Origin of the sequence: Devosia sp. SL43 (assembly GCF_021729885.1) — a bacterium.
GTDB lineage: Bacteria > Pseudomonadota > Alphaproteobacteria > Rhizobiales > Devosiaceae > Devosia.
In genome coordinates this window covers 3,262,330-3,288,925 of sequence record NZ_CP063401.1, presented here as the reverse complement: position 1 = coordinate 3,288,925, position 26,596 = coordinate 3,262,330, and the positions used below count along the sequence as shown (strand labels likewise).

The window sequence follows — 26,596 nt, the reverse complement described above, 5'->3', positions numbered from 1 at the left end:
ACGGAACTCCTAGTGTTTGACGGCGCCTTCGGTGAGGGCCTGCACGAAATATTTCTGGAGGACGAGGAAGAGCACGACGACCGGCACGCTCATCATAAATGTTGCCGCCATCAGGCCCGGCCAGTCGGTCGCATTCTCCGAAAAGAAGCGCTGGATGCCGACCGGCAGCGTCATCTGGTCGTGCTTGGTGAGGAAGGTGTAGGCGTAGATATATTCGTTCCAGGCGCCGATGAAGGAATAGATCGCGGTGGCGATGATGCCTGGTGTCGACAGCGGCATGACGATGAAGAAGAAGGCCTGAAACCGTGTGGCCCCATCGATGCGCGCGGCCTGTTCGAGCTGGATTGGGATGTTGTCGTAGAAGCCCTTCAGCAGCCAGATGGCGAGCGGCAGGCCGAAAGTGAGATAGGTCAGGATCAGCGAGCCGTGCGTGTTCACAAGGCCCAGCAGGCGCATCAGGATGAACAGCGGCACGAGGAACACGATGGCCGGGAACATGTTGCGCAGCAGCACCGCAAAGAACAGGAACGTGCGTCCGGGAAAGCGGAAGCGCGAGAAGGCATAGGCGGCGGGGACGGCGACGATGACCGCCATCACGGTCGTGGCTGTGGACACCCACATGCTGTTCCAGAAGTAGCCCAGGAAGTCCTGGCCGATGGCGTTGCGGGGATCGAGCAGGCGGGTGTAATTCTCCAGCGTCGGCTCGGCAGGCCACCATTGCGGCGGGTATTGCATCGCGGCAAAGCCGGTCTTGAGCGAGGTGATCAGCATCCATGCCATGGGCATGACGGTGAAGATCAACAGCAGAACCAGAAAGAAGCGACCAGACCAGCGCCAACCATCGAACGGTTTGGTGACGGCAGGGCGAATTCGGGTGGGGGCGGATGTGTCGGTCATGCGCCCTGCCTCTTGTCGTCATTGCCCGCCAGTGCGCGGACGTAGAAATATCCCAGGGTCATCATGATAATGAAGAGCAGCACCGAATAGGCGGCCGCCGCGCCCCAGCGCTGGCGGCCGAAGGCGAGCTGGTAGATCTGGGTGATCCAGATGTCCGACGCGCCCGCTGGTCCACCGCCCGTCATGACAAAGGGGATGATGAAGGAGTTGAAGTTCTGCACCATCAGCAACAGGGCGGTCACGGTGGAGACGCCGGCCAGATGCGGAAAGGTGACGTGCCAGAAGCGCTGCCAGGCATTGGCGCCATCGACCTTGGCAGCGCGCAGGAGTTGCTCCGGAACGGTCTGCAGCCCCGCCATCAGCATGATCATGGCGAAGGAGAATTCCTTCCACACATTGACCACGATCAATGAGGGCAGAACGGAGCTGGTATTGTCGACGAAGTTGATCGGCTGATCGGTAACGCCAAGCTGCACCATCAGCGCGCCGATGGCGCCGAAATCGGAGTGGTAGAGCCACTTCCACACATAGGAGGCGGCCACGGCGCTCACCACCCACGGGATCAGCAGCAAAGCGCGCAACACGCCACGACCGACGAATTCGCGGTGCAGCGCAAGTGCGGCGCCCAAGCCGAGGAGGAAGGCGAAGAGCGTCGAGAAAAAGGTCCAGATCACCGTCTGCCACGTGACCTTCCAGAATGAGGCGCTGGAGAGAATGGTCGTGTAATTGTCGAAGCCGACGAAGATCTTGTCCTTGAGCTGCAGGCTCGCGGGCGTTTTGAAGAAGCTGAGGTCGATCGTGTAGTAGATCGGGTAGGCGATGACGATCAGCATCACCACCAGGGCTGGCAGCACATACAGATAGTCGGCGCGCTGCTTCCACATGCGCGAGAGGATGCTGGGGCGCCTGGCGGGCGCTTCGGGGCGGTCGGTAAAGATGGCGCCGCTCATGCTGATCGTCCCCGTTCGGGTGGTTCGGGCGTTGCCGACTAAGTTCTCAGTCGACTTCCCTCCCCCTTGCGGAGAGGGTCAGGGTGGGGGAGAGAGCCCGGATATCGAGGCTCGCACTCCCCCACCCCAGCTGCGCTACCCTCCCCACAAGGGGGAGGGAGGCAGATCCAGTCGGAGACTACATCCCGCTGCGCAATTCCTCGACCTTGGCGGCGGCGTCGTTCGCCGCTTCCTCCACCGTCATGGTACCGGTCAATGCGTTTTGCAGCATGTCGGGCACGATGATGTTCATGATCTCGGGAGCCTCGGGCAGCACCGGGAACGGGATGCCGTTGGGCAGCATGGACGTGGTGACGTCGAGGAACTTGATGGTGTCCAGGCGTTCCTTCATCCATTCGGTCTTGAAGCCGCCGAGGTGGCCCGGATTGGAGCCGACCCAGGCGAGCTTGGTCGACCATTCGGGGCTCGTCCACATGCAGATCAGCGCCTTGACCGCCTGCTCGTCGATGGCGCCGCCATCGACATATTCCGGCTTCACCACGTGGATATTTGAGCCGCCGAACACCACGGCACGACGGGCCGGACCTTCGGGGATCAGGCCATAGCGCATGTTCTCGACCACGGCGTCGGCGACTTCCTTGTCGGCGCCGGTCGCCTTGGAGGCGAGATCGACCATCTTGGCGTATTCGGCCGGGTGGGCGATCATCATGGCGAGCTGGCCGGCGATGAACGGACCCTGGTTCTCGGCCTGGGTATTGGTCAGCGCCGAGGTTGGGACCGACTGGTCGCGGACATACATGTCATAGGCGGCCTGGAGGGCCGCGATACTACCCTCGTTGTTGAGCTCGATCGTGTCATAGGTCGGCTCTGCCGCGGTTTCGTCGAGCGCGCCGCCGCCATAGGCCCAGAGGGTGGGCATGAAGCGGAAGGGTGTGTTGCCGGCATTCTGCTTGGCGACCAGGCCATAGCCGGCAATGCCGAGCTTTTCGTGGATCTGCGCCGAATACGCGACCACGTCGTCCCAGGTTGCCGGTGGCCTTTCCGGATCGAGGCCGGCATCGGCAAATATCTTGGCATTCCAGATGAAGGCCATGGTTTCGTTATTGGTCGGGATGCCGTAGCCGGTGCCGTCCCAAGTCACCGATTTCAGGGCGCCTGGCCAGAAATCGGCGCTGGCATAGCCGACATCTTCCGGAGCAAGCGGATTGAGATAGCCCTTGGCGGCAAATTCCACGCCGCCCAGAATTTGCAGGCGCACCACCATGGGGGCGGCATTGCCCAGCAGCGCGGTGCGGAATTTGTCCAGCAGCTCGTTATAGGTGATCGACTGTACGTCGGTCTCGATATTGGGATAGGCAGCCTTGAAGGCTTCCCAGAACGCCTTGTCCTGATCATGCGCGATCTGCGGATCGGCTTCGAACGGGCCGGTGTACCAATAGGACACCTTGCCGGCATAGTCGTTGGGAACGACGGCGCCGCAATCGGCGGCAGTATCGTAGGTCGCGGTGCCGGCGATGGAGCGGATGTATTCCGGCGACCATTGGCTGAGATCGACAGCCTGGGCATAGACAGTGGTCGACATCAGGGACGCGGCAGTCGCCGTCGCGATCATGCGGGCAACGACCTGCCCACGAGCAGGCGAGCCTGACCGCTTCGCGCGGTCATGCGAATTCGTCATCGATAGTCCTCCTCACATTGGAAAGCCGTTCGACCCCCTCGGTCCAACCGGGCCTCCCTCGCAGCTGGCGCTGCGCCTCCTAGTGGCAAGGCTAATGACGATGGCCTGTTTCGGCGGATCGCACCTTGCGGTGGGGCCGGGTCTAACGCCCATGTCTCCCATACAAGAACGTTGCAGACTGAAACTTGTGTGTCAAGCTGCTCAAGATCGTACATTATTTTTGTATTATTGCGTGCAAATCGACTTGGCTTGCCCAAAAAACGCGCATAAACAGGCATAATGAGCGAGACTAGGGTCAGCATCAGTCCGGCAGAAACGGCCAACGACCAGCCGGGCACGATCTATGAATTGATCCGCGAAGACATCATCTCCGGCAGGCTCGAGCCCAATGCACGGCTCAAAGTCGGGGAACTGGCGACGGCTTACGGGACTTCGACCAATCCGGTGCGCGAGGCGCTGCAGCAGTTGCGGGGCGAAGGCTTTGTGATGATGGAAGCCAATCGCGGGGCCCGCGTCGTTGCCATCGACGAGGCCTTCGTCCGCGACATCATCGAGATCGAGGTCTTGATCGAACCGGCGTTGACGCGGTGGTTTGTCTCGATCGTCACCGACGCCGATATTGCCGATCTCGAGGTGGCGCAGGCCGCGATCGAGGCACTGAATTTTGCCGATCCCAAACAGCATGGCGAACTCGATACCAGGTTTCACCAGCTGATCTATGACCGCCACTATAACCGCCACGCGGCCGACCTGTGGTGGAAGCATCGCGAAATCCTGCGCGCCATCAGTCGGCGTTTTCCCACTTCGCTGAGCCGTCGCATGGCGGTGCTGAGCGAACATCGCGAGCTCATCGCCTGCATCCGCGCCCAGAATGCGGACGGCGCTGCGGCCGTGGTGGCGCGACATGTCGAGGGCTCGGGCCGTCACATCATTGAGCAGATGGGGGTGGCGCGCCGGAATGCCGCGCGGAGGAGTGCTGGGTAGGAACTGAACTTTTGCACCGAGTCATTCCCGCGAAAGCGGGAACCTCTGTTGACCAGACCAACAAAGAAAACAGGGGTTCCCGCTTCCGCGGGAATGACGCTGCGGGTGGTTGAGAGGGGTGGCGCTCGGCATTTGAGGAGGGGATTTTTCATGACGAACGCATTGAGTGCCGGAGAGCATATCGAGAGCAACGTCCGCCGGTCTTCAGCGCCGAGCGAATTGCGCATTACCGACCTGCGGGTGGCCGAGATTGTCGGCGCCCCGTTCACCTCGGCGCTGCTGAAGATTTACACCAATCAGGGCATTGTCGGCTTGGGCGAGGTGCGCGACGGCGCCAGCGCCACCTATGCGCTGATGCTCAAGAGCCGACTGCTGGGCGAGAACCCGCTCGATATCGACCGGCTGTTCCGGCGCATCAAGCAGTTTGGCGGGCATGGGCGGCAGGGTGGCGGCGTATCGGCGATCGAGATCGCGCTGTGGGACCTGGCAGGCAAGGCCTATGGCGTACCGGTTTACCAGATGCTGGGCGGCAAGTTCCGCGACAAGGTGCGCTGCTATTGCGATACCGACGCCGACAAGCCTAGCGGCACTGCGACGGGCCTGCGCCTCAAGGAGCGCATGGATATGGGCTTCACCTTCCTCAAGATGGACCTGGGCCTGATGCAGATCGCCGACGTGCCAGGCGCGGTGGTGGCGCCGGCGGGCTCGCTCGAAGGCTATCGCATCCATCCTGGGCGAGGGCCGGTGAAATCGATGGAAGACCGGCGCACCCGCAACGCGGTTTATGACACGCACAATGTCCGGCATCCGTTCAGCGGGCTGCACTTCACCGACAAGGGTATCGACCTGCTGGAGCAGTATATCGCCGAGGTCCGCGAGGTGATCGGCTACGAGGTGCCGCTGGCTATCGACCATGTCGGCCATATCTCGCTGCAGAACGGCATTCGCCTGGCGCGGCGGATCGAGAAGTATGTTCCGGCCTGGCTCGAGGACGTGATCCCCTGGCAATATACCGAGCAGTATCGGCAGTTGCAGGATGCGACGACCGTGCCGATCTGCACGGGCGAGGACATCTATCTGCGCGAAGGATTTGAGCCACTGCTCAAGAGCGGTGGGATTTCGGTGATCCATCCTGACCTGCTGACCTCGGGCGGGATTCTCGAAACCAAGAAGATCGGCGACCTCGCCCAGGAGCATGGCGTTGCCATGGCCATTCACATGGCGGAAAGCCCGATCGCGGCGATGGCGGCGGCGCATGTGGCCATCGCCACCGAGAATTTCATGGCACTCGAATATCACTCGGTCGAGGTCGACTGGTGGGACGACATCGTCACTGGCCTGCCCAAGCCATTGGTCAAGAATGGCTTCATCGAGGTGCCCGACAAGCCTGGGCTGGGCATCGACGATGTGGTCGACGAGGTGATCAGCCAGCACCTGCAGCCCGGCGTCACCGGCTTCTGGCAGCCGACCGACCACTGGGACAACGAATATTCCTGGGATCGGACGTGGAGCTAGTGACATTCAACTACGCCTAGACGTCCCCACCCTCACTCCCTGCCCACAAAGGGGGAGGGAGTGAGGGTGGGTGGGTCCGCTTGCGCAGGGTCTGTAACAGCCGAGAATTGAGGATGACCATGATCTATGAACTACGCATCTACGACTGCCTGCCCGGCCGGCTGCCGGCGCTGCTCAAGCGCTTCAACGATCACACGCTGGGCATCTGGGACAGGCATGGCATCCGCCAGGCCGGATTCTTCACCACCGTGGTCGGCGAAAACAGCAATCGCCTCACCTATTTCATCGCCTGGGAATCGCTCGCCGAGCGTGAGGCGAAATGGGGGGCCTTTATTGCCGATCCGGCCTGGCACAAGGCGCGCGACGACTCCGAACGGGACGGCCAGATCATCGCCAATGTCAGCAGCCAGTTCCTGGCGCCCACCGCCTTCTCGTCGGTGAAATAGGGGACAGACCATGAAGATTACCGATCTGCGCTGTGCGGTGATAGGCCGCCACCCCATCGTCCGCATCGTCACCGACGAAGGGATTTACGGCCTGGGGGAGGTCGAGTTCACCAAGGCCTACCTCAAGCCATGGGTGCTGCATTTTCGCGAGGCACTGATTGGTGAGGACCCGACCGATGTCGAGCGCTGCATGCTCAAAATCCGGCAGCGCGGATCGTTCAAACCCTATGGCGCTGCGGTCTCGGCCATCGAGCATGCGCTGTGGGACATTGCGGGCAAGGCCGCCAATGTGCCGGTCTACAAGCTGCTCGGCGGCAAAGTACGCGATCAGGTGCGCGTCTATAACGGCTCGATCCGCAAGAAGCGGACCGGCGACAGGCCGCAGGATTATGCCGACGATGTGCGGTGGATGATGGAGCAGCCGCAGAACTTCTTCATGGTGAAGCAGGGCATCAGCTTCCACTCCAACATGAAGGACTCGATCGACGACTTCCACTATGGGCCGCGCCAGACCAAGGCGGGCTATCATGGCGCTATGGACCAGGGGCAGATCTCCGAGCACGGCTTCAACCACATGCTGGACTGCGTCATCGCCATGAAGGAAGTGCTGGGCGACAAGGTTTCGCTGGCACTCGACTGCGGACCGGGATGGTTCCTGCCCGATGCCATCCGCTTCGCCAATGCGGTCGAAAAACACAACCTGATGTGGCTCGAGGACATGCTGACCGGCGACTATGTGCCCTGGGTCAATCCGCAGGCCTATCGCGAGCTGACGCTCTCGACCACGACCCCGATCCATACCGGCGAGCAGATTTATCTCAGGCACAATTTCAAGGAACTGATCGAGACGCAGGCGGTGCGGGTCATCGGGCCGGACCCGGCCGATATCGGCGGCATTGCTGAGCTCAAATGGGTCACCGAGCACGCCTATATGCACTCGATCATGATGGCGCCGCACGGCACGGCCAACGGGCTGCTCGGACTCGGCGCGCTGATCAATGTCTGCGCCACGCTGCCGCCCAACTACATCGCCTTCGAATATCCCAGCGCGTCCGACCCTTGGTGGGAGGATATCGTGATCGGTCTGCCCAAGCAGATCGTCAAGAACTCGATGGTCGACCTGCTGGAGGCGCCGGGACTAGGACTCGATATCGATCCGGAGGGAGCCAGGAAGTATTTGCTGGAAGAGGATGCGGGCTTCTTCGATCGGTGAACTGCCGGCTGGAATTGGATAAAGCGCCGGGGCTCTCACCCCGGCGCTTCGGTATCACGCGATCTTCAGTCCCTTGGTCAGCTCCAGCGCCTGCCGCTCGAACAGCCGGCGGTAGATCCCGCCCTTGAGCCCGATCAGCTGGCCATGATCGCCTTCTTCGACAATCCGCCCCTTGTCGAACACCAGCAACCGATCCAGCGCCCGTACCGTCGACAGCCGATGCGCAATCACCAGTGTGGTGCGGCCTTCCATCAGCCGTTCCATCGCCTCCTGGATCTGCACTTCGCTCTCGCTGTCGAGGCTCGAAGTGGCCTCGTCCAGGATCAGGATCGGGCAATCGGCGAGGAACGCGCGCGCGATGGCGACACGCTGACGCTCGCCACCCGACAGCTTCACGCCGCGCTCGCCCACCATCGTCTCATAGCCCTTGGGCAGATCGACGATGAAGTCATGCGCATTGGCCTGTTTCGCTGCCAACTCGATCTCGGAACGCGTGGCGCCGGGGCGGGCATAGGCGATGTTCTCGGCCAGTGTGCGGTGGAACAGGATGGGCTCCTGCTGCACGATGGCAATCTGGCCGCGCAGGCTTGACTGCTTCACCCCGGCAATGTCCTGCCCGTCGATAGTGATGGCACCGTGCTTCACGTCGTAGAGCCGCTGGATCATCTTGACGAAGGTCGTCTTGCCCGATCCCGAATGCCCAACCAGCCCGACGCGTTCGCCCGGCGCGATCTTGACCGTGAAATCACGATAGAGCGGCGTCGGATGCGACCCATACTGGAACGTCACATTGTCGAAGGCGATCGCGCCCGCGCCGATCTGGATGGCCTCGGCTCCCGGTCGGTCGGCAATGCCATACGGCTGGGCATCGAGTGCCACCAACTCTTCCATGTCGTTGACCGAGCGCTGCAGGTTGCGGATGTGCTGGCCGACGTCGCGCAGGTGACCCTGCAGGACGAAAAACATGGTCAGCACGAAGGTGATGTCACCCGGCGTGGCCACGCCTTGCCGCCACAGCAGTAGCGCCGTGCCCAGAATCGCCGCCTGCATCAGGGCCATCATCAGGCCCTGCGCACCGCCATTGAGCGTTCCGCGTTGCCACACGCGCTTGGTGCGCTTTCGCCACTTGCCGACGACGCCAGACAGGATCGCCTCCTCGCGTGTCTCCGCCCCGAAGGCCTTGACCACCGAATTGCAGCTCACCGCATCGGCCAGTGCCCCGCCCATGCGCGTATCCCAGGCATTGGCTAGGGCACCAGCCGGCGCAACGAAGCTCATCGACAGCCAGGTGGTGATGCCGACATAGATGATCGAGCCGAGGCCCACGACGAGACCCATGACTGGCCAGGCCAACCCCAGGATTACGGTCGCACCGACGAGCATGACCAGCGACGGCAACAGCGCGATTAGCAGCACGTCGTTGAGCAGGTCGATGGCGCCCGACCCACGCGTGATCTTGCGAACCGTCGAGCCGGCAAAGCTGTTGGCATGCCAGTCGGTCGAGAAGCGCTGCACCCGATGGAAGGCATGGGCGATGACGTCGTTCATCATCCGCAGTGTGAAGCCGATGAGGTTGAAAAACACGAACTGCCGCAGCACGACAGAGCCCAAGTAGAGCGCGGTCATGACAACGAAGGCAGTGATCGCCGGCGCCCAGAACGCCGCGTCCTGCCCGCTGCCCGACGCCACCGCATCGACCATGCGGCCGGCAAAGATCGGGCTGAAGGCTTCGGCCAGCGTGGCGGCAAGCACCAGCAGGCCGATAAACGCCGCGCGCCAGGGTTGCCTGGCCCAGTGCCGGAAGGTGAAGCCGAGCACGTTGCGGAACGCGTCGGCGGGAAACGCACGTTTCTTGCGAGTCATAATGGCAGCCCGGTCCCGTTATCCGGCAACCGGCCCTCGAAAACAGAGAGATGAAGGCACAGCCGGAACGGGAGGCAAAAAGGAGTCCCGTCAGATCAGTCAGGCTGTGATGAAGAAAACCGCGAGCTGCCCTCGGTGGGCCGCGGATAGCAACGACCTAGAGTCGGTGGTTGCCCATGGGGAGTTCGATGAATGTCACTGGCATGCACGTCTCCCTCATTGGATCTGAAGCGGTAGACGATTTGTAGCCAAACCGTTCGGGCTTGCCAACGGGGTATTTTGCAACGTCGCAACGGGTGATGCAGGAAAGACACAGTGACCGTAATGGCGGGCCCTGGCCGAAAGCGCTGAAAAGTGCATGCCGCAATGGGCAGTTCTAGATCAGGGTCCCAGTCGCCATGACGGCGGATGCAAGCCGCTGGCGAGTATGGGGCCGTTGCCGTGGCAGGATTGCACCCAGCCATCGGCCGTCGCCCCCGGGCTGGACCCGAGGGCTCATCACTTCATGAGTGTCGCAAGTACAGAGCCCTTAGGTCACGCCCGGGGATGCCGTTCCGTAGATTTGACCAACACCACATCCCGCGTCATCCACTGCCCGTAGGCCAGCGTCCCCATGAACGCGCCGAACAATCCCAGCACGGCGACAAGCACCAGCGGCAACCCAGCAGCCATTTTTCTCTCCATCGATAGCTGCCCTACACCTGCACGCCTCGTCCTGCCTCCCGCTTGATCCACGTCAACATCTTTTCCGATTTCGCCGGGTAGCGCCGCCCCGGTCCCGGCGCTAGGCTCCCGGCCCAACCCAGACTCAAAACCAAGAGGCGCCTCCCCATGCCCATCGATCCCGTCAAACTCGACAAACTCGCCCAGGTCGCCATCAAGGTTGGCCTGCAGCTGGCCGAAGGCCAGGACCTGGTGATGACTGCGCCGATGACCGCCGCGCCGTTGGTTCGCCGCATCACCGAGCACGCCTACAAGGCCGGTGCGGGCGTCGTGACCACTATTTATTCGGACGAAGAGAGCACCCTCGCCCGCTACCAGCACGCCAACGACGCCAGCTTCGACAAGGCCGCCGGCTGGCTGTTTTCCGGCATGGCCGAGGCCTACAAGGGCAACGCCGCCCGCCTCGCCATATCAGGCGACAATCCGATGATGCTGTCGGGCCAGGACCCCGATAAGGTGACGCGCGCCATGCGCGCCAACTCGGCGGCCGCCAAGCCCGCCATGCAGCTCATCACCGGCTTTGATATCAACTGGAACATCGTCTCCTACCCCGGCGCCGCCTGGGCCAAGCTGGTCTTCCCCAATGACAGCGAAGAAGACGCGGTGACCAAGCTGGCCGACGCCATCTTCAAGGCGTCGCGCGTCGACCAGGACGATCCGATCGCCGCCTGGAGGGAGCACAATGCCAACCTCAAGGCCCGCTGGAGCTGGCTCAACGGCAAGTCCTTCGCCTCGCTCAAATATACCGGCCCCGGCACCGACCTGACTGTCGGCCTCGCCGATGGCCACCGCTGGAAGGGCGGCGCCTCGGAAGCCAAGAACGGCATCACCTGCAATCCCAATATCCCGACCGAAGAAGTCTTCACCACGCCCCATCGCCTGCGCGTCGAAGGCCATGTCTCGGGCACCAAGCCGTTGAGCCACAATGGCGCGCTGATCGAGCATATGTGGGCCCGCTTCGAAGGTGGCCGCATCGTCGAGTTCAAGGCATCCAAGAATGGTGACCTGTTCAACAAGGTGCTCGATACCGACGAAGGCGGTCGTCGCCTCGGCGAAGTGGCGCTGGTGCCCCATTCCTCGCCGATCTCGGCCTCGGGCATCCTGTTTTTCAACACGCTCTACGACGAAAACGCCTCCTGCCACATCGCGCAGGGCCAGTGCTATTCGGACTGCTTCGTCGGCGGCAAGGACCTTACCCAGGACCAGATCAACGCCCAGGGCGGCAACAGCTCCAACATCCACATCGACTGGATGATTGGGTCCGACAAGATCGACATCGACGGCGTACATGCCGACGGCAGCACGGAACCGGTGATGCGCGGGGGTGAGTGGGCGAACTGAGGGCTACCTCGGGTTTACGCACAACCACGTCCATCCACCGGACCCACCCTCCCCCGTGCCGGGAGGGAAGCGAGATAGGACTTAGCTTCAGCTAAGTCCGTCAATCGAGCTGGGTGGGGGTCGGGAGCCCCGATATCGTGGCCAGCCCACCCCCACCCTTGATCCCTCCCCACAAGGGGGAGGGTGTCGACTGGAACTTCACCGAACGCCGAATAGGCCGCATGCGGCGCATGCGCAGAGATTGCCTTTGCCCTCCGCTCGGCTACAGTTCCGCTACCGAGGGAGATTTCCATGAAGCTTCTGCTGCCCACCCTAGCCCTGCTTGCACTGGCGCAACCAGCCCTTGCCCAGACCGTCACGGAGACCGATTTCGTCCTCACAATTCCAGGGGCGAACGGCGCTGAAGACGTGACCGAAAGCACCACACTCATCCCGTTGCTGCCGGGTGCCTGCTACAATTGGTGGCTCAAGCTCGGCAAGACCAAGGGCGATGTGACGGTCACCGAAATCTTCACCCTGCCCTCCGAACCATCAGGCTGGGGTACGGTCAATGACACGACCACCATCTCGGAAGACAACCTCACCTCGACCACAACCATGAGCCTCACGCCAGACGATGAGGGCTGGATCGGCCATGGCTGGTGCGTTGCCGAGGGCGACCCGACGGGCGACCACCTGATCACCATCAAGGCCGGTGACAGGGTGCTCGGCGAATTCCCCTTCCAGGTCGAAAATATGTAGCGCAGGCGCATGGGCCTCGCCCGCCGCTCCTACCGCGCCATCATCGCCCTCATCGTCCTCGCCCTGTTGCTGGCCGGCGGGCTTGCCGTGGACATCTGGCGCTATGGCGGCGTGGTCGCGGACACGCCGGCCGACGCTGCCCTGGTGCTCGGCGCCGCCGTGATTGGCGACGAGCCCAGTCCGGTGCTGGTCGAGCGGCTACGTCACGCGCAGGCGCTCTATGATGGCGGTCAGGTGCGCAGCATCGTCGTCACCGGCGGCCGCAGCCCGGAAGATGACCTGACCGAAGCCGAAGCCAGCCGCAACTGGCTGGTCACGCAGGGCGTACCCGCCGATGCCATCGTGCTCGAGAACGCGTCGCGTACCACGATCGAGAATCTGCAATTTGCGAGGATCGTGCTGGCCGAGCGTGGGCTCAAGTCGGTGCTCATCGTCTCCGACCCGCTCCACATGCGCCGCGCCGTGCTGATCGCAGAACGTGAGGGCATCGCAGCCGCGCCCTCACCCACGCCCACCAGCCGCTACCAGAGCTGGGGCACAACGCTGCCGTTCCTCGCGCGGGAGGTGTGGTTCATGGCGCAGTATTTGGTGACGGGGCGGTAGGCGGCATCGCGGTTGTGGAAGCAACCCCCTCCCGAGCGCCGCTAGGCGCTAGTGCGCCAAGCTCTGCTTGCCCTCCCCACAAGGGGGAGGGTGACATCGGGTGTTTGGCAGGATGGTGCGACAGAGTGGAGTTCACCCTCCCCCTTGTGGGGAGGGCAAGCGAAGCTTAGTCGCAGGCTTAGCGCAGCTTCTTCCTACCCCCGAAACTCGTTCGCCACGATACTTTCCGGCTTCATCTCGATCGAAAATCCCGGCAGCTTCGGCGGCATATAGGCCGCATTTCTGATCTCGCACGGCTCGATGAAATGCTCGTGCAGGTGATCGACATACTCGATCACGCGGCCCTCTTTCGTGCCTGACACCACCAGATAGTCTATCATGCTGAGATGCTGCACATATTCGCACAGCCCCACGCCACCGGCATGTGGCCAGACCGGCTTGCCGAACTTGGCCGCCATCAGCAGCACACTGAGCACTTCGTTCAGCCCGCCAATGCGGCAGGCGTCGATCTGCACAATGTCGATCGCCCCGTCCTTGATGAACTGCTTGAACAGAATGCGGTTCTGGCACATCTCGCCAGTCGCAACCTTGATCGGCGCAATCGCCTGCCGGATCGCCTTGTGGCCGGAAACATCATCGGGGCTGGTCGGCTCCTCGATGAAATAGGGGTTGAACCGGCTGAGAGCCTTGACCCAGTCGATCGCCTGATCGACCTCCCAGACTTGGTTCGCATCGATCATCAGATAGCGATCAGGCCCCATGATCGAGCGCACGATCTCCAGCCGACGGATATCGTCGTCGAGATCGCGCCCGACCTTCATCTTGATATGCTGGAAACCCTCGGCCACAGCCTCGGTCGCCAGCCGCGTCAGCTTCTCGTTGGAATAGCCCAGCCAGCCGGCCGACGTGGTGTAGCACTGGTAGCCCTCGGCCTTCAGCGTCGCGATACGATCGGCCTTGCCGGCCTCGGCCTTGCGGAAAATCGCCAATGCCTCTGATGGCGTGATCGCGTCGGTTAGGTAGCGGAAATCGATGATCGAAACGAGCTGCTCGGGCGTCATGTCGGCCACCAGCTGCCACACCGGCTTGCCAGCATCCTTGCCGAGCAGATCCCAGACGGCGTTGACCACTGCCCCGGTCGCCAGATGCATGGCGCCCTTGTCCGGCCCGATCCAGCGCAGCTGGCTGTCGCCGGTCACATGGCGCCAGAAGCGGCCTGGGTTTTCGGCGATCCAGCTCAGTTCGAGCCCGATGATCCGGCTTTCCAGTGCCTTGATTGCTGCTACGACCACCTCGTTGCCGCGGCCGATGGTGAAGGTCAGTCCATGCCCCGCATGCGCCCCATCGGTGCCGAGGATGACATAGGCCGCCGAATAATCCGGATCCGGATTCATGGCGTCCGAGCCATCCAGCGACTGGGATGTGGGGAAGCGAAGGTCATGCGTGGAGAGGGAGGTGATCTTGGTCATGGTGTTGTGTTCCGGAAGGCCCCCTCACCCGCCCTTCGGGCACCCTCTCCCACGAGGGGAGAGGGGGGCATCGCATGTCGTAAAGCTCGGTGTCCCCTTCTCCCCTCGTGGGAGAAGGTGGCGCGCAGCGCCGGATGAGGGGGCCTCAGCCCGTCCAACCCCCGTCGATGACGTGGATCTGTCCTGTCGTGTATGTCGCGCCTGCGAGATACACCGCCAGGTCGGCCACTTCGTCCGGTCGGGCGATGCGTCCGATCGGTTGGCGCGCGATGAAGGCCTTCTTGGCCGCCTCGAAATTGCCGGTTGCGTGCCAACGTTCGTGCAGCGAGGGGCTCTCGACGGTCCCGGGGCAGATGGCATTGATGCGGATATTGTGGGTCACGTAGTCGGATGCGACCGATTTGGTGAGGCCGATCACGGCGGCCTTGGAAATGGAATAGGCCGCCCGGTTGGGGACGCCCTTCACCGAACTCGCCACCGTCGCCATGTTGACGATGGCGCCGTCCTTGCGCTCCAGCATTTGCGGCAGGATGGCCTGGATGGTGCGGATCTGCGCCCGCACATTGAGGTCGAGCGCGAAATCGAGGTCCTTGTCGCTCATCTCGAGCACCGTGCCGGAATGCACCACACCGGCGCAGTTGAACAGCACGTCGATACGACCGATCTCGGCCACCGCCTGCTTGACCGCGTCGGCCGACAGCACGTCCAGAACGCGCGTCGTCACGTTGGGCATACCGTCGAGTTCGACGAGCTTGGCTGCATTGATGTCGGTCGCGATCACCTCGGCGCCGGCCTTGACGAAGGCTTCCACCGAAGCCCGGCCGATGCCCTGGGCGGCGGCGGTGATGAGGACGATTTTACCGTTGAGATCGGCCATTGGTCTTTCCAGAATAGGAAGGCCGGGCGAGTTAACTCGCCCGGCCGGTTGGTCTTAGTCGTACAGGACAGCCGCGATCTTGGGATCGGTCATGTTGTCCTTGTTGTAGTAGTAGAAGCCGGTGTCGATGATTGGAGGCAGGGTTTCGCCCTTGAGCGCGCTCACCGCAGCCTGAACGGTCTGGTAGCCGATACCGACCGGGTTCTGGGTGATGGCGCCGGCGATGACGCCGCTTTCGATCAGGGCTTTCTGGGCAGCGCCAGAGTCGTAGCCGATCACGACGACGTCGGAGTTAAGTTCGACCTTGCCGTTGGCAACGCCCAGAACCGAACCTTCATTGGCGCCGAAAATGCCCTTGAGGTCGGGGTTGGCGAGCAGGATCGACTTGGTGATTTCCGTCGACTGCAGCTGGTCGCCGCCGCCGTACTGCACCGAGACGACTTCGATATTCGGATAAGCTTCCTTGATCCGGTTGGAGAAGCCTTCGACGCGATCGATGCCGGTGCGGCTGGTCTGGTCGTGCGCAACGATGGCAACCTTGCCTTCGCCGCCGATCAGCTCAGCCATCACGTCGGCTGCCAGGGCAGCCGCCGCATAGTTGTCGGTGGTGGCAGTGGTCAGCGGAATGTCGCTATCGACGCCGGAGTCGAAGGCGATCACTGGAATGCCGGCATCCTTGGCCTGCTGCAGCAGCGGGGTTGCAGCCTGGCTGTCGAGAGCCGCGAAGCCGATGGCGTCGGGGCCACGCGACAGGGCGGCAGCCAGCATGTCCATCTGGCGGTCGACCTGGCTTTCGGTTTCCGGACCTTCGAAGGTCACGGTCACGCCGAGATCGACGCCGGCCTGGTCGGCACCGGCCTTCACGGCCTGCCAGAACTGGTGCTGGAAGCCCTTGGAAATCAGGGCGATGTCATAGTTTTCCTGCGCGAAAGCAGGGACGCCAGCCGTCGAGAGCATGGCGACGGCGCTGAGGGCGCCAATCAGGGTACGTCTATTGAGCATTGTAGGAGTCCTCCCATGAGATACGAAGTCGTCGTGCGTGGCCTTTTCGGCTCTTGTTGGCGCCGTCGAGCGCAATCCATTCGGATCGTGCTTCGTGCGCAGGGATCGTCGGCGCCTAAGATGTACGGCGCCGCAGGATATCGGCATACACCGCCAGGATGATGATCGAGCCGGTCACGACCGTCTGCCATTCCTGGGGTACCGAAAGGATGCGCAGACCATTGGCCAGCACGGAGATGATGAGGGCGCCGATCAGCGTGCCGAGCACGGTGCCGCGACCGCCCGAAAGCGAGGTGCCGCCGATAACGACTGCAGCGATGGCATCAAGCTCGTAACCCTGCCCGAGCGCCGGCTGCGCCGAGTTGAGGCGGGAAGCGATCAACAGGCCTGCAACGCCGCAGATGCCGCCAGCGGTCGCATAAACCGCGATCTTCCAGCGATCGATATTGACGCCGGAGAGGCGCACGGCCTCTTCGTTGGAACCCAGGGCGAAGGTGTAACGACCCAGGGCGGTCTTGCTCAGCACGAAGGCGGCAAGGCCCGCCACCAGGAACAGGATCAGCACACCATTGGGCACGGGTACGGCGGGGAAAACCGAGCCGATGGCCGAGCCGAGTGCGATCTGGTTGAAGCCGGGCGTGTCGTTGAAATAGATCGGCTTGGTGCCCGAGATCACCAGCGACAGGCCCTTGAGGATCAGCATCATGCCCAGCGTGGCAATGAAGGGCGGCACCTTGAGCTTGGCGATGATGGTGCCCGAAACCAGCCCGCAGAACACGCCGGCCAGGATCGATGCGGCGATGCCCAGTGGCAGCGGCAGGCCCAGAAAGGTCAGCACCACGCCGGCAATCACCGCGCAGAAGGTCATCAGCGTTCCGACCGACAGGTCGATGCCGCCGGTGATGATCACCAATGTCGCGGCCACGGCAAGCACGCCGTTGACTGACGTCGCCTGCAGGATGGCCAGCACGTTCTGGGTCTGCATGAAGTTGGGCGAGGCCAGGCTGAACACCACGACCAGCGCGATCAGGCCCGAAAAGGCCAGCAACCGATGGAAGGCGCCGGAGATACGGACGCCGGATTTGGCCGCCGGGGCCGCTGTATCGGTCATGCAGACCTCCGTTCATTGGTAGTTTCAGCCACGCTGCTCTGGCGCATCGTCGCCAGCCGCATGATCTCTTCCTGCGACGACCCACCCGGCAACGTGCCGGTCAGGCGTCCCTCGCACATCACCGCGATGCGGTGGCTGAGCCGCAGGATTTCCGGCAGCTCGGACGAAATCATGATGATTGCCCTGCCCTGCTCGGCCAGCGCGTTCAGTAGCTTGTAGATTTCGGCCTTGGCGCCCACGTCGATGCCGCGCGTCGGTTCATCGAAAATCAGGATATCGCAATCGCGCAGCAGCCACTTGGCGATGACCACCTTCTGCTGGTTGCCACCCGATAGCAGTCGCGCTTCCTGCGTGTCGCTCGGCGTCTTGATCGAGAGCTGGCGGATATACTTGTTGGCCACATCGCGCATCTCGCCATCCTTGATGACGCCAGCGGCGCTGGTAAAGCGTTCCAGACTGGCCAGGGCAATGTTGTTGCGGACGTCCAGTCCGGTCGCGAGGCCAAAATGCTTGCGGTCCTCTGAGAGGTAGCCGATGCCGGCACGTACAGCATCCTGGGGTGAGGAGATGCCCACCCTGTTGCCATTGACCCAGATTTCGCCGCTGTCACGCGGATCGGCGCCGAAGATGGCGCGGGCCACCTCGGTACGGCCGGCACCCATCAGTCCGGCAAGGCCCAGGATTTCGCCCTTGCGTACCGACAGGCTGACATCGCGGATATCGCGGCCGCGGTTAAGGTTGCGCACTTCGAGCGCCACCGGATTGGCAGCGGTGTTGGGAATGTTGAGCGCTTCGTTGGTCAGCGTCCGCCCGACCATCATCGAGATGATGGTTTCGATCGGCGTATCGACGGCCGGCACGGTGCCGACATATTCACCGTCCCGCATCACCGTGACGCGGTCCGAGATGCGTTTGATCTCGTCCATCTTGTGGCTGATATAGACGATGCCGACGCCTTCGGCCTTGAGCCGATTGATGATGGCGAACAGTTCGGCGATCTCGGCGTCGTTCAGTGCCGCCGTCGGCTCGTCCATGATCAAGACGCGCGACTTGTAGCTCAGCGCCTTGGCGATCTCGACCATCTGCTGGCGGGCGATGGTCAGCGTCTCGACCTTCACCGTCGGCTCGAGCTTGAGGTTCATCGAGTCGAAAATGGCCTGGGCATCGCGGTTGAGCGCGCCCTCGTCCAGCAAGCCGAAGCGGCGTGGTTCGCGACCGATGAAGATATTCTGTGCTGCCGTCAGGTCGCGCATCAGCGCCAGTTCCTGATGGATGATGCCGATGCCCATACCCTGCGCTTGGCGCGGGGAGGTCACCTCGACCGGCTGGCCATTGAGACGAATTTCGCCGGCGTCGCGGGTATAGACGCCGGACAGGATTTTCATCAGCGTCGACTTGCCGGCGCCGTTTTCGCCCATCAGCGCGTGCACTTCGCCCGGCCGGAGGTCAAAGCGGGCCTGCGACAGCGCCCGCACGCCGGGAAACGACTTGTCGATGCCGACCATGTCGACAACCGGCCTCATCGAGCCTGGCGCCAGATTGGCGTTGTTATCCTGCATCTATCCTCCCGACGCATTCTTGCGATGCGCATACAAACAATCTATTCATAAATGAAAGACCGTTGCAAGGTCTAACATGTTAGTCCGACATGCCAACCATTGAGCACATGTCCGGACAATGGGAGGCTATCAATCGAATGGCAAGCGAGGCCGACGATCGCTATCGAGCGCCAGCGCTCGACAAGGGGCTTGATATCCTGGAATTGCTGGCAGCCACCGCCGATGGCCTCAGCCAGGCGGAGATCGCCAAGGCACTCGATCGCACCCCCAACGAGATTTACCGCATGCTCGACCGGCTGGTGCGGCGGGACTATGTCCGCCGCACGCCGGAAGATCGCTACGAAATCACGCTCAAGCTGTTCGAACTCGGCCATGCCCGGCCGCCCATGCACCGCATGATCAGCCAGGCCACGCCAGTGCTGCGCAGCTTCTCGCTCAAGGCCGAACAGGCTGTGCACATGGTGGTGCAGGACCGCAATATCCTGGTCGTGGTGGCCCAGTTCGATGGGCAGGGCTACTGGAACGTCTCGATCCGCATCGGCTCTCGCATCGGGCTGATCAATACCGGTTCGGGCCACGTATTTCTCGCCTTCGCGACGCCCGAAGAGCGTGCTTTGCTGCTGGAGGCACAGAACCCGGGCAAACCTGAAAAACTACCGCCCGGTCTCGAAACGCGGTTGGCTGGCGTGCAGGCGCAAGGCTACGAAAGCATGCCCAGCGCCCAGACGCTCGGGGTGTTCAACCTGTCGGTGCCTATCTTCGGGCCGCTGGGTACTGTCTTGGCCGTCGTGACCTGTCCCTACACCCAGCGTCTGGACAAATACGACGCGCCCAACATGCAGCAGGCGCTCGATCTTTTGCGTGCAGCAGGTCAGGAAATCTCAAGGCGGACCAAGGACTAGAACGATGCGCATCCTCGATACCCATCTGCACCTGATCTATCCGGACCGCTTCAACTATCCCTGGCTTGGGGGCAATGCGGCACTCAATCGCCCTTGGAGCCATGGCGACTATTTTGCCGAGGCGCTCGCGCTTGGCATCGAGTCTGCTTTGCATATGGAGGTCGACGTCGCCGAGGCCGACATGATGGGCGAAACCGAATTCGTACTCGGTCTGCCGCGCATTGCCGGCGCCATCGCCGCCTGCCGGCCCGAACACATGAACTTCGTCGACCAGATCGAGCAGTTGTCCGAGCATGCCCACGTCAAGGGTGTGCGACGGATCCTGCACGAATCACCCGACGAGCTCAGCCAATCGGACCTCTTCATCGAGAACATCCGCCACCTGCCGGACTATGACCTGAGCTTCGACCTCTGCCTGCGCGCTGATCAGCTTCACCTGGGTGTGGCGCTGGCGCAGCGGGCGCCCGACGTGACCTTCATCCTCGACCATTGCGGCAACCCCGACATCAACGGCCTCGGGCTCGACCCCTGGCGCACCGCGCTCGCCGAAATTGCCCATATCCCCAATGTCGTGGGCAAGGTCTCGGGCCTGGTCAACCACTGCAACCCCGGCTGGACCGCGCAGACCCTCCGGCCCTATGTCGAGCACATGATCGAAAGCTTCAGCTGGGACCGCGTCGTCTGGGGCTCCGACCACCCCGTCGCCACCGTCACCGGCGGCACCCTGACCGATTGGGTCGCGGCGACGCGCGAGATCATCAAGGGCGCCACCCCCGACGAACAGGCCAAGCTGCTACACCGCAATGCCGAGCGCATCTACAAGGTCTGACGTGTCGCGATCGGCGATAAGTCGGGCAACCCCAACGATTTACCTCACAAGTATTTATTGGTGAGCTGTGTTCTCGCCAGTGAGTGATCACGGCGAGCCTTGAAACTGTCGCCCTCGCGTGAAACTCTCCGCGCAAACAAGGAGAGCCCGCCCATGGCCACCATCAGCCCCGATCGCATCGCCGTTTCCACCTGGTCGCTGCACCGGCTGCTCGGCACCACTTATCCGCATGACCTGACGACCACGGAAATCGGGCCGATGCAGGAGACGTACGGCGAGGGCGACGAGTCGCTGCTCGGCCTGCCCAGCGTGCTGGCCAATCATGGCTACCATCGCCTTGAGATCGTCTCGTTCCATCTGCGCAGCCGCGATCCAATCTATCTGGGCGAGTTGCGCGACCAACTCCGCATCGCCAATGTGCGGCTGCAGACCCTGCTGATCGATGCCGGCGACATCAGCCACCCCGAACATGGCGCGCGCGACCAGGCCTGGATCGCCAGTTGGATCGAGATTGCCAACGAACTGGGTGCTGAAAATGCTCGCATCATTGCCGGCAAGCAGAAGCCGACCCGCGATGCGCTCGACCGCTCGGTCAAGGCCCTCACCGCGCTGGCCGATGGCAATGCCGGCTCTTCAGTGCGTCTCGTCACCGAGAACTGGTTCGACCTGTTGTCCGAACCGGCGCATGTGCATTTTCTGCTGGACAAGCTCGATGGCCGCATCGGCCTTTTGGGTGATTTCGGCAATTGGGGCGGCGCCAACAAATATGCCGATCTCAAATCCATCTTCAGTCGCGCCGAACTCTGCCATGCCAAGGCCAGCTTCATCGATGGCGACCTGGACGAAGCCGACTATGGCGAATGCGTGAAGCTGGCCGAGGAAGCCGGCTATACCGGGCCCTACACACTGATCTTCGACAGCGAAATCCCCAGCGAATGGCATGGCCTGGGCACCGAGCGCGACTTCATCACATCGCGGGATGTATAGGTTCCCCTAAGGCAGATATTAACGCCTTTGTCACAGAGTGGACTTATGTCCGCTCGCTCGACAAAATCCGCTCCTTCACTGGTCCGCTTCGAGCGGATCGGCTCGATGCTGGCTCGCATCGTCGACAATGCTGCGGTCGGCATGCTGGTGAGCGACATGGAGGGGCGGCTGGTCTATTCTAACAGGGCCCTCCGCGACATGCTCGGCCTTGGCACCGATGCCGAACCAGACATTGGCATCCTCGATCTGGTGCATGATGCCGACAAGGCGACCGCGCCCTTGCGCCTGCAGCGCCTGATCCGGGGCGAGGCCGACGAATACCGGGGCGAGTGCCGCCTCCGCCATGCCGACGGCCATCCGCTCTGGGTGATGGTGGCGGCGTCCGTGTTGCATTCTGACCAGACGCATACCGCGCAGTATCTGGTCGTGCAGGTCACCAATATCGAGTTGCAGAAGAAGGCCGAAGAGGCACTGGCCTACTCCGAGAACCGCTGGAACTTCGCCCTCGAAAGCGCGCGCCAGGGTGTGTGGGACCACGACATCCGCACCGATACGATGTTCTATTCGCGCATGTGGCGCATCATGCGCGGCCTGGCGCCCGATCTTCCGGTACCGGCGGCGCATCAGGCGGAGTGGTTGAGTCGCCTCCACCCTGACGATGTGGACCACGTGCTCGCCAATGTTGATCGCCAGGACAACGGTGACGAGGACTTCGACGCCCTGGAGTATCGCGAGCGCAAGCCCGACGGCAGCTATGTCTGGATCCTTAGCCGCGGCAAACCGATCGAGTGGGACTCCGATGGCAAGCCGGTGCGCACGCTGGGCACCGATACCGACATCACCCGGCTCAAGACAATCGAGCTGGAACTGGCCGCCGAGAAGGAACGCCTGCGCGTCACGCTGGATTCGATCGCCGATGGCATGATCTCGACGGACGAGAACGGCCGCGTGGTCTTCATGAACCCTGCCGCCGAATTTCTCACCGGCTATAGCGGCCAGCAGGTGCTCGGCCGTGAAGTCCGCGATATTTTCGCGCTGCGCGATGGTGTCACCGGGGAGAAGCAGCAATGCCCGGTCGCCACCTGCCTGGCAACCGACGAACGGGCCCATCTCGACGACGACATGATCCTGGTGGCCCAGACCGGCGTGGAGCGCGACATCCGCTGCACGGCCTCACCCGTCAAGATGCCGGGGGGCAAACTCGCAGGCGCCGTTCTGGTGTTTCAGGACGTGAGCCAAAGCCGCGCCATGCAGCGCCAGCTGGCACATTCCGCCACCCACGACGAACTGACGGGCTTACCCAATCGTGCAGCCTTTGATCGCGCACTCAATGGGGCCATTGCTGCCGCTCGCGACAATCAGCGCCCGCACTGTCTGCTCTACATTGACTTGGACAGATTCAAATCCGTGAACGATACGGCCGGCCATGCCGCCGGTGACGCTCTCTTGTGCCAGATCGCCGAGACCATTCGCGGTTCATGTCGCAGCCATGACCTGGCGGCGCGCATTGGTGGTGACGAGTTCGCGGTGCTACTGCAGGATTGTCCTGGCAACAGCGGCAAGTTGGTCGCAGACAAAATAGTCCGGGCCATCGGGGCGCTCATTTTCGGCTGGGCTGGGCGCAATTACCGCATCGGCGCCAGCGTCGGCATGACCACGATTGACGCCAAGCCCGCCTCGCCGCTTGGCTTCATGGGCGAAGCCGACGCCGCCTGCTACGCAGCCAAGGCCCGGGGCCGGGGCCGCGCGGTGATGTTCAAGGACATCTAGGCCAGCTGCTTCAAATCTGCCAGCAGCGTCGGGATGAGTTCCGTCACCGTCGGATGGATGTGAACGGTCTGCATCATGGTCGTATAGGGCGTTCCGGCAACCATCAGTTGCAGCAGCGAATGCACAATCTCGTCGCCGCCGATGCCCAGGATGGCCGCACCGAGCACCCGTTTGGTTTCGGCATCGACCAGAACCTTCATCAGCCCCTGAGTCTCGCCCCTCTCCTTCGCGCGCGACACCTTTGCCATCGGCATGACGCCCATCAGGGCCTTACGGCCGGATTTGCGCACCTCGGCTTCGCTCATGCCGATACGGCCGAGCGGCGGGTCGATGAACAGGCCATAGACGGGAATGCGCCCAGCCACCGACCGTTTGCCGCCATCGACGACATTGTCGGCGACTATCTCGAAGTCGTTGTAGGAGGTATGCGTAAACGCGCCGCGACCGTTGACGTCGCCCATGGCCCAGATGCCCTTGACCTTGGTGCGCAGATGGTCGTCGGTCTCGACGAAACCCCGCGCATTGGTTTCCAGCCCGGCAGCGGCGAGGTTGAGCTCAGCCGTGTTGGGCGTGCGGCCCAGGGCAATCAACAGATGCGTGCCTTCCATTGAGGCGCGCCGATCGCCGGATTTGAGCGACATCAGCACGCCGTGGCCGGCCCGCGCGACCGCTTCGACCGTGGTGTTGAACAGGAAGCTCACGCCATCGGCTTCGAGGATGGCCCGGATGGACGCGGAAATATCCTCGTCCTCGCGGGAAGCAGGCCTTGGGCCGCGCTCGATCACCGTCACCTTGGCGCCAAAGCGGGCATACATCTGGGCGAATTCGAGTCCGATATAGCTGGCCCCAGCGATGATCAGATGCCCCGGCAGGGTATCGAGATTCATCATCGAGGTATTGGTCAGATAGGGCACGCTGGTCAGCCCCGGCCAGTCCGGCACGCTGGCGGTGGCGCCGGTATTGATGAAGATCTGCGGCGCCGTCAGCACCCGTCGGCCAACCTTGACTTCGGTGGGTGAAACGAAGCTCCCCTCGCCCTTGATGTATTCGAGCGTCTTGAGGCTCCCCAGCCAATCGGTCAGGCTCGTGACCGACGCGCCGACCACCTTGTCCTTGCGGGCCTTGACGGCCTTCATGTCGACCGTCACCGGACCCTTTACGCTGACGCCGAATTCGGCGGCATGGCGGGCCGACCAGGCCGCGCGGGCGCTGGCGACCAGGGTCTTGGTGGGCGTACAGCCATCGTTGACGCAGGTGCCGCCCAGATGCTCGCGCTCGATCAGCGCGACCTTCTTTTTGGCGCCGGCCAGTCGCGCGGCGAGAAACGGCCCGGATTGCCCGGCACCGATGATGATGGCATCGAACTGTTCTGACATGGTGGCCCCCTAGTCGGGCAAAAGTGTATGACCGCGAAGGGTTTCGCGCCAGTGGTCGCCGATCACTCCACCGGCGCCATGGGCGTGTTGCGCGGCATGCGGTTCCAGGCATCCAGCGCGGCGATCTTGTAGGCTTCGGCGAGCGTCGGATAGTTGAAGGCGTTCTCGACGAAATAGTCGAGCGTGCCACCCAGGTTGAGTACCGCCTGGCCGATATGGATCAGCTCGGTGGCGCCCTCGCCGACGATATGGGCGCCCAGAAGCTTCCGCGTTTCGAGCGAGAAGATCAGCTTCATCATGCCCGACTGAAGCCCCATGATGTGGCCACGCGAAGTCTCGCGGAAGCGGGCAATGCCGGCCTCGTAAGGGATGCCCTGTGTCTTGACTTGCTGCTCGGTGAGGCCGACCGTCGATATCTCAGGCACGGCATAGATGCCGTAGGGGAAGAATTCGGGGGCCGGCGGCATCGGCACGCCGCAGGCATGCAAGGCCGCGATGCGCCCCTGTTCCATCGACGTCGAGGCCAGTGAGGGCCAGCCGATCACGTCGCCCGCTGCGTAGATATTGCGCACGGAGGTCTGGAAGGTCACCGGATCGACCTTGAGGCGACCGCGATCGACCGGGGTCAGCCCGGCATTCTCGAGCCCCAGCTTGGCTGTGGCGCCGGAACGTCCCGCCGCATAGAGCAGCATGTCGCTGCGCAGGCGGCGGCCATCGGCCAGGACCGAGATCGCCCAGCCCTGCTCGTCCAGCTCGACCGTTTCGACTTTGGCTCCGAGCCTTATGGTGACGCCGCGCTTGCGCAAGTCGTGGGTGAATTCCTCGATGATCTCCCGATCGATGAAATCGAGGATGGTCTCCTTGGGCTCGACAATGGTCACCGGCACGTCGAGTGCCGAGAAGATGGTGGCATATTCGATGCCGATGACGCCGGCGCCCACCACGGTCAGGCTGCGCGGCACCCGCGGCTCGGAGACAAGGCTGTCGCTGTCGACGATGGAGTGATCGTTAAACGGAATATTGGCTGGCCGATAGGGCGTGGTGCCGACAGCAATCACCGCATGGTCGAAGCTGAAGGTGACTTCGTCGCCATCGGGCGGCATGACCGCGATATGATTGGTATCGACGAAGCGCGCCATACCACCAAAGGTGCGGACGCCATTGCGGTTGAACTGGTGCTCGAGCACCTGGATTTCGTGGTCGAGCGTCATGCGCAGGCGGGCGCCGAGATCCTTGCCTTCGATGTCTTTCTTGACCCGATAGGAGAGGCCGTAGAAGCCACGCTCACGCCAGCCTGAGAGGTTCAGCACCGTCTCGCGCAGGGTCTTGGACGGGATAGTTCCGGTATGGACAGAGACGCCACCGAGGCGCAGCCGGTTTTCGACCACGAGCACGGATTTGCCCAGCTTGGCCGATTGCACGGCAGCCCGGCGTCCCGCGGGGCCGCTGCCGATGACGATGACATTGAAATGTTCCAAGAACGAGCCCCCGATTCGCCGCTGCGAACGCCTATCGGCACAGTGTGACACTGCCATTGCAAACGTTGCAATCGGGAGAGTGGAAAGGCTGGGTTGCGCGGGTGACTGATGCGCAACGCCGTGCTCACCAATCACCCCCTCCCACCCTCCCCCATCAAGGGGGAGGTGCCGTCTTGTGGCTGGGACCGGATCTTAGCCCACGAGTGGAGAGACACCTCCCCCTCTGATGGGGGAGGTTGGGAGGGGGTGAGGCCTCGCACTCCGCACCCCCACTTATCCATC

Annotated in this window: 23 protein-coding genes; 11 read left to right on the top strand and 12 right to left on the bottom strand. The window is 62.7% G+C overall.

What is annotated here, in order from left to right; genetic code table 11:
* Positions 1-9 precede the first annotated feature (9 nt).
* The 3 genes from IM737_RS16125 to IM737_RS16115 form a co-directional block, all read right to left on the bottom strand.
* Positions 10-897 (bottom strand): carbohydrate ABC transporter permease, encoded by an 888-nt coding sequence (locus IM737_RS16125; RefSeq protein ID WP_236895587.1) that lies wholly within the window; start codon positions 895-897, stop codon positions 10-12.
* Positions 894-1,781: a carbohydrate ABC transporter permease gene (locus IM737_RS16120; protein WP_442874211.1), complete on the bottom strand. Its 888-nt coding sequence runs from the start codon at positions 1,779-1,781 to the stop codon at positions 894-896. The genes IM737_RS16125 and IM737_RS16120 overlap by 4 nt, the downstream gene beginning before the upstream one ends.
* 244 nt (positions 1,782-2,025) lie before the next feature.
* Positions 2,026-3,525, bottom strand: coding sequence for an extracellular solute-binding protein (locus tag IM737_RS16115; protein WP_442874142.1), 1,500 nt, complete (start codon positions 3,523-3,525; stop codon positions 2,026-2,028).
* A 279-nt stretch (positions 3,526-3,804) separates the two neighbouring features.
* Between IM737_RS16115 and IM737_RS16110 the strand changes: the two genes are divergently transcribed.
* From IM737_RS16110 to IM737_RS16095, 4 genes are all read left to right on the top strand, one after another.
* Positions 3,805-4,509 carry a GntR family transcriptional regulator gene (locus IM737_RS16110; protein ID WP_236895583.1) on the top strand — a complete coding sequence of 235 codons (705 nt, stop codon included), beginning with the start codon at positions 3,805-3,807 and terminating at the stop codon, positions 4,507-4,509.
* Between the two features lie 150 nt (positions 4,510-4,659).
* A complete protein-coding gene (locus tag IM737_RS16105; protein ID WP_236895582.1) occupies positions 4,660-6,024 on the top strand; it encodes a mandelate racemase/muconate lactonizing enzyme family protein in 1,365 nt (454 codons plus the stop codon).
* 119 nt (positions 6,025-6,143) lie between these two features.
* Positions 6,144-6,470 (top strand): NIPSNAP family protein, encoded by a 327-nt coding sequence (locus IM737_RS16100; protein WP_236895579.1) that lies wholly within the window; start codon positions 6,144-6,146, stop codon positions 6,468-6,470.
* Positions 6,471-6,480: 10 nt separating this feature from the next.
* Complete coding sequence (locus IM737_RS16095; protein ID WP_236895576.1) at positions 6,481-7,683, top strand: mandelate racemase/muconate lactonizing enzyme family protein; 1,203 nt, start codon at positions 6,481-6,483, stop codon at positions 7,681-7,683.
* Positions 7,684-7,737: 54 nt separating this feature from the next.
* Here IM737_RS16095 and IM737_RS16090 read toward each other — a convergent pair whose 3' ends face one another.
* Together IM737_RS16090 and IM737_RS16085 are read right to left on the bottom strand one after the other, a co-directional pair.
* Positions 7,738-9,546, bottom strand: coding sequence for an ABC transporter ATP-binding protein (locus IM737_RS16090; RefSeq protein WP_236895574.1), 1,809 nt, complete (start codon positions 9,544-9,546; stop codon positions 7,738-7,740).
* A gap of 534 nt (positions 9,547-10,080) precedes the next feature.
* A complete protein-coding gene (locus IM737_RS16085; protein WP_236895567.1) occupies positions 10,081-10,218 on the bottom strand; it encodes a hypothetical protein in 138 nt (45 codons plus the stop codon).
* Between the two features lie 159 nt (positions 10,219-10,377).
* Here IM737_RS16085 and IM737_RS16080 point away from each other — a divergent pair, with 159 nt between their 5' ends.
* The 3 genes from IM737_RS16080 to IM737_RS16070 all read left to right on the top strand — a co-directional run bounded on the left by IM737_RS16080 (position 10,378) and on the right by IM737_RS16070 (position 12,954).
* Positions 10,378-11,610 carry an aminopeptidase gene (locus IM737_RS16080; protein ID WP_236895565.1) on the top strand — a complete coding sequence of 411 codons (1,233 nt, stop codon included), beginning with the start codon at positions 10,378-10,380 and terminating at the stop codon, positions 11,608-11,610.
* A gap of 291 nt (positions 11,611-11,901) precedes the next feature.
* Positions 11,902-12,351, top strand: a complete 450-nt coding sequence (locus IM737_RS16075; RefSeq protein ID WP_236895563.1) for a hypothetical protein — start codon at positions 11,902-11,904, stop codon at positions 12,349-12,351.
* A gap of 9 nt (positions 12,352-12,360) precedes the next feature.
* Positions 12,361-12,954, top strand: a complete 594-nt coding sequence (locus IM737_RS16070; protein WP_236895561.1) for a YdcF family protein — start codon at positions 12,361-12,363, stop codon at positions 12,952-12,954.
* 194 nt (positions 12,955-13,148) lie between these two features.
* Here IM737_RS16070 and IM737_RS16065 read toward each other — a convergent pair whose 3' ends face one another.
* From IM737_RS16065 to IM737_RS16045, 5 genes are all read right to left on the bottom strand, one after another.
* Positions 13,149-14,423: an L-fuconate dehydratase gene (locus IM737_RS16065; RefSeq protein WP_236895559.1), complete on the bottom strand. Its 1,275-nt coding sequence runs from the start codon at positions 14,421-14,423 to the stop codon at positions 13,149-13,151.
* A gap of 145 nt (positions 14,424-14,568) precedes the next feature.
* Complete coding sequence (locus IM737_RS16060) at positions 14,569-15,300, bottom strand: SDR family oxidoreductase (protein WP_236895557.1); 732 nt, start codon at positions 15,298-15,300, stop codon at positions 14,569-14,571.
* Between the two features lie 54 nt (positions 15,301-15,354).
* Positions 15,355-16,302: an ABC transporter substrate-binding protein gene (locus tag IM737_RS16055; RefSeq protein ID WP_236895555.1), complete on the bottom strand. Its 948-nt coding sequence runs from the start codon at positions 16,300-16,302 to the stop codon at positions 15,355-15,357.
* A gap of 115 nt (positions 16,303-16,417) precedes the next feature.
* On the bottom strand, positions 16,418-17,413 hold the full coding sequence (locus tag IM737_RS16050; protein WP_236895553.1) for an ABC transporter permease: 996 nt from the start codon (positions 17,411-17,413) through the stop codon (positions 16,418-16,420).
* On the bottom strand, positions 17,410-18,936 hold the full coding sequence (locus tag IM737_RS16045; protein WP_236899945.1) for a sugar ABC transporter ATP-binding protein: 1,527 nt from the start codon (positions 18,934-18,936) through the stop codon (positions 17,410-17,412). The genes IM737_RS16050 and IM737_RS16045 overlap by 4 nt, the downstream gene beginning before the upstream one ends.
* 173 nt (positions 18,937-19,109) lie before the next feature.
* Here IM737_RS16045 and IM737_RS16040 point away from each other — a divergent pair, with 173 nt between their 5' ends.
* From IM737_RS16040 to IM737_RS16025, 4 genes are all read left to right on the top strand, one after another.
* Positions 19,110-19,874 (top strand): IclR family transcriptional regulator, encoded by a 765-nt coding sequence (locus IM737_RS16040; RefSeq protein WP_236895551.1) that lies wholly within the window; start codon positions 19,110-19,112, stop codon positions 19,872-19,874.
* Between the two features lie 4 nt (positions 19,875-19,878).
* Positions 19,879-20,703: an amidohydrolase family protein gene (locus IM737_RS16035; RefSeq protein WP_236895549.1), complete on the top strand. Its 825-nt coding sequence runs from the start codon at positions 19,879-19,881 to the stop codon at positions 20,701-20,703.
* A 153-nt stretch (positions 20,704-20,856) separates the two neighbouring features.
* Entirely contained in the window at positions 20,857-21,690 is an 834-nt protein-coding gene (locus tag IM737_RS16030) for a sugar phosphate isomerase/epimerase family protein (RefSeq protein WP_236895547.1), read from the top strand.
* Between the two features lie 45 nt (positions 21,691-21,735).
* Complete coding sequence (locus IM737_RS16025; protein ID WP_236895545.1) at positions 21,736-23,460, top strand: diguanylate cyclase domain-containing protein; 1,725 nt, start codon at positions 21,736-21,738, stop codon at positions 23,458-23,460.
* Here the strand turns inward: IM737_RS16025 and IM737_RS16020 are convergent.
* Together IM737_RS16020 and sthA are read right to left on the bottom strand one after the other, a co-directional pair.
* A complete protein-coding gene (locus IM737_RS16020) occupies positions 23,457-24,836 on the bottom strand; it encodes an FAD-containing oxidoreductase (protein ID WP_236895534.1) in 1,380 nt (459 codons plus the stop codon). The two genes, IM737_RS16025 and IM737_RS16020, sit on opposite strands and share 4 nt — an antisense overlap.
* Before the next feature lie 62 nt (positions 24,837-24,898).
* Positions 24,899-26,314 carry a Si-specific NAD(P)(+) transhydrogenase gene (gene sthA, locus IM737_RS16015; protein ID WP_236895532.1) on the bottom strand — a complete coding sequence of 472 codons (1,416 nt, stop codon included), beginning with the start codon at positions 26,312-26,314 and terminating at the stop codon, positions 24,899-24,901.
* Positions 26,315-26,596 lie beyond the last annotated feature (282 nt).

Bases quoted from the DNA above. Each gene is read 5' to 3' on its own strand.
- IM737_RS16020 (WP_236895534.1), bottom strand. From the start codon at position 24,836: ATGTCAGAACAGTTCGATGCCATCATCATCGGTGCCGGGCAATCCGGG.
- IM737_RS16035 (WP_236895549.1), top strand. From the start codon at position 19,879: ATGCGCATCCTCGATACCCATCTGCACCTGATCTATCCGGACCGCTTC.
- IM737_RS16060 (WP_236895557.1), bottom strand. From the start codon at position 15,300: ATGGCCGATCTCAACGGTAAAATCGTCCTCATCACCGCCGCCGCCCAG.
- IM737_RS16080 (WP_236895565.1), top strand. From the start codon at position 10,378: ATGCCCATCGATCCCGTCAAACTCGACAAACTCGCCCAGGTCGCCATC.
- IM737_RS16070 (WP_236895561.1), top strand. From the start codon at position 12,361: ATGGGCCTCGCCCGCCGCTCCTACCGCGCCATCATCGCCCTCATCGTC.
- IM737_RS16030 (WP_236895547.1), top strand. From the start codon at position 20,857: ATGGCCACCATCAGCCCCGATCGCATCGCCGTTTCCACCTGGTCGCTG.
- IM737_RS16090 (WP_236895574.1), bottom strand. From the start codon at position 9,546: ATGACTCGCAAGAAACGTGCGTTTCCCGCCGACGCGTTCCGCAACGTG.
- IM737_RS16100 (WP_236895579.1), top strand. From the start codon at position 6,144: ATGATCTATGAACTACGCATCTACGACTGCCTGCCCGGCCGGCTGCCG.
- IM737_RS16085 (WP_236895567.1), bottom strand. From the start codon at position 10,218: ATGGCTGCTGGGTTGCCGCTGGTGCTTGTCGCCGTGCTGGGATTGTTC.
- IM737_RS16120 (WP_442874211.1), bottom strand. From the start codon at position 1,781: ATGTGGAAGCAGCGCGCCGACTATCTGTATGTGCTGCCAGCCCTGGTG.
- IM737_RS16115 (WP_442874142.1), bottom strand. From the start codon at position 3,525: ATGACGAATTCGCATGACCGCGCGAAGCGGTCAGGCTCGCCTGCTCGT.
- IM737_RS16095 (WP_236895576.1), top strand. From the start codon at position 6,481: ATGAAGATTACCGATCTGCGCTGTGCGGTGATAGGCCGCCACCCCATC.
- IM737_RS16105 (WP_236895582.1), top strand. From the start codon at position 4,660: ATGACGAACGCATTGAGTGCCGGAGAGCATATCGAGAGCAACGTCCGC.
- IM737_RS16045 (WP_236899945.1), bottom strand. From the start codon at position 18,936: ATGAGGCCGGTTGTCGACATGGTCGGCATCGACAAGTCGTTTCCCGGC.
- IM737_RS16040 (WP_236895551.1), top strand. From the start codon at position 19,110: ATGGCAAGCGAGGCCGACGATCGCTATCGAGCGCCAGCGCTCGACAAG.
- IM737_RS16075 (WP_236895563.1), top strand. From the start codon at position 11,902: ATGAAGCTTCTGCTGCCCACCCTAGCCCTGCTTGCACTGGCGCAACCA.
- IM737_RS16055 (WP_236895555.1), bottom strand. From the start codon at position 16,302: ATGCTCAATAGACGTACCCTGATTGGCGCCCTCAGCGCCGTCGCCATG.
- IM737_RS16125 (WP_236895587.1), bottom strand. From the start codon at position 897: ATGACCGACACATCCGCCCCCACCCGAATTCGCCCTGCCGTCACCAAA.
- IM737_RS16065 (WP_236895559.1), bottom strand. From the start codon at position 14,423: ATGACCAAGATCACCTCCCTCTCCACGCATGACCTTCGCTTCCCCACA.
- IM737_RS16025 (WP_236895545.1), top strand. From the start codon at position 21,736: ATGTCCGCTCGCTCGACAAAATCCGCTCCTTCACTGGTCCGCTTCGAG.
- IM737_RS16110 (WP_236895583.1), top strand. From the start codon at position 3,805: ATGAGCGAGACTAGGGTCAGCATCAGTCCGGCAGAAACGGCCAACGAC.
- IM737_RS16050 (WP_236895553.1), bottom strand. From the start codon at position 17,413: ATGACCGATACAGCGGCCCCGGCGGCCAAATCCGGCGTCCGTATCTCC.